Genomic DNA, 1,572 nt, shown 5'->3' with positions numbered 1-1,572 from the left:
CCACGAAGGCGCGCACCTTGGGCAGCAGGTGGCGCTGCGTGGGATAGACCGCGTAGACATGGCGGGCCTGCGCGGCCTGGTCCGCAAGGTCCAGTGCGACCAGCTGGCCTGCCGCAATCGCCGGCCGCGCCAGGAACGAGGGCAGGGCGCCAATGCCCAGGCCCGCCACCAGCAGGTCGCGCAGCATCAGGCTGTTGTTGACGTTGGCGCGCGCCTCGGACGGCGCCTGGGGAATCTCGCCCGCTTCGCGGGGCGCATGCGCCAGGCTGTAGTTCAGCAGCGCATGGCCGCGCAGCGCGGCGGCACTGGCCGGGCGGCCATGCGCCTGCAGATAGGACGGGGCCGCGCACAGCATCTGCGACAGCGAGGCCAGGCGCCGCGCGATCAGCGAGGAGTCCGCCAGCTCCGCGCTCAGGCGGATGGACACATCGAAGCCCTGGCCCACCGCATCCACCAGCCGGTCTTCCATGGACAGGTCGATCTGCAGCTGCGGATGGCGCTGCATGAAGCGCGCCAGCAGCGGCGACAGCGTGCTCAGCGCAAACGACAGCGGCGCATTCACGCGCAGCCGGCCGGTCACCTGCTGCGACTGCGCGCGCACCGACTGCTCCAGCGCATCGAATTCATCGAGCAGGCGGCAGCACTCGGCGTAGTAGGCCTGGCCCGTGTCGGTCAGGCTCATGCGGCGCGTGGTGCGCTGCAGCAGCACGGCGCCCAGATGGGCTTCGAGCGCGCGCAGCTGCTTGCTCAGCGCGGCCGAGGACAGGTCCAGCGCGTCGGCCGCCTTGGCGATGGAGCCCAGTTCTACGATGCGCCGGAAGGCGCGCAAGGGGGTCAGCGTATCCATGGGGAAAAAGCAAAGAGTGGCGCGCAGCGTAGCAGGCCGCTCGGGTTTGCCGGGGCATGCCTGCGGGGGCAGGGGCGACAATCGCCAGGTACGGCGCGCCCGCCGCGCCCCTTTGTCTTCACCGAATCTGTCCATCCCATGCCCCAGACCACTCCCGCCTGCCCCCAGTGCGGCCTTGAAAACACCTATCCCGACGCCACCAGCTACATCTGCCCCGACTGCGCCTTCGAATGGCCCATGCAGGCCGAAGAAGAGTCCGTCGAAGCCGCCGCTGGCGACGGCATCGTGCGCGACGCCAACGGCAATGCGCTGGCCGACGGCGATGCCGTGATCCTGGTCAAGGACCTCAAGGTCAAGGGCTCGTCCACCGTGCTCAAGAAGGGCAGCAAGATCAAGGGTATCCGCCTGGTCGATGGCGCCGACGGCCACAACGTGGACTGCAAGACCGAACTGGGCTCCATGCTGCTCAAGTCGGAGTTCCTCAAGAAGGCCTGAACATGCTGGCGCTGTCGCTTGCGGTATCGGCGGTCCTCGGGCTGCTGGCGCTGTGGGTGTTTGCGCCCCTGTTCATTGCGCTGACCGCTGGCGCGGTGGTGGCCCTGCTGCTGCTGGCACTGGCCGGCCGTACGGGTCTCACGGGCCGCACCGCGCGCACCCTGCCCGTGGCGGGCTGGTGGGCCGTTGCGCTGTGCGCCGGCGCGGCCTGCGTGGCCATGCTGGTGCTG

The 1,572-nt window shown here is 69.7% G+C and carries 2 protein-coding genes and 1 pseudogene; 2 read left to right on the top strand and 1 reads right to left on the bottom strand.

Annotation, left to right across the window (positions count from 1 at the left end):
* Positions 1 to 847: LysR family transcriptional regulator (locus tag L995_RS01130; RefSeq protein WP_047468311.1), on the bottom strand; the 847-nt coding region annotated here is incomplete at its 3' end.
* A gap of 138 nt (positions 848 to 985) precedes the next feature.
* Here L995_RS01130 and L995_RS01125 point away from each other — a divergent pair.
* A complete protein-coding gene (locus L995_RS01125; RefSeq protein WP_047468305.1) occupies positions 986 to 1,342 on the top strand; it encodes a zinc ribbon domain-containing protein YjdM in 357 nt (118 codons plus the stop codon).
* Positions 1,343 to 1,344: 2 nt separating this feature from the next.
* A pseudogene (locus L995_RS01120) lies at positions 1,345 to 1,572 on the top strand (hypothetical protein); the annotation flags it as partial.

It is taken from the genome of Delftia sp. ZNC0008, assembly GCF_000799035.1.
Classification (GTDB): domain Bacteria; phylum Pseudomonadota; class Gammaproteobacteria; order Burkholderiales; family Burkholderiaceae_C; genus Comamonas; species Comamonas tsuruhatensis.
The sequence above is the reverse complement of the archived record's forward strand: the minus strand, read 5'-3'. Positions and strand labels throughout refer to the sequence as shown.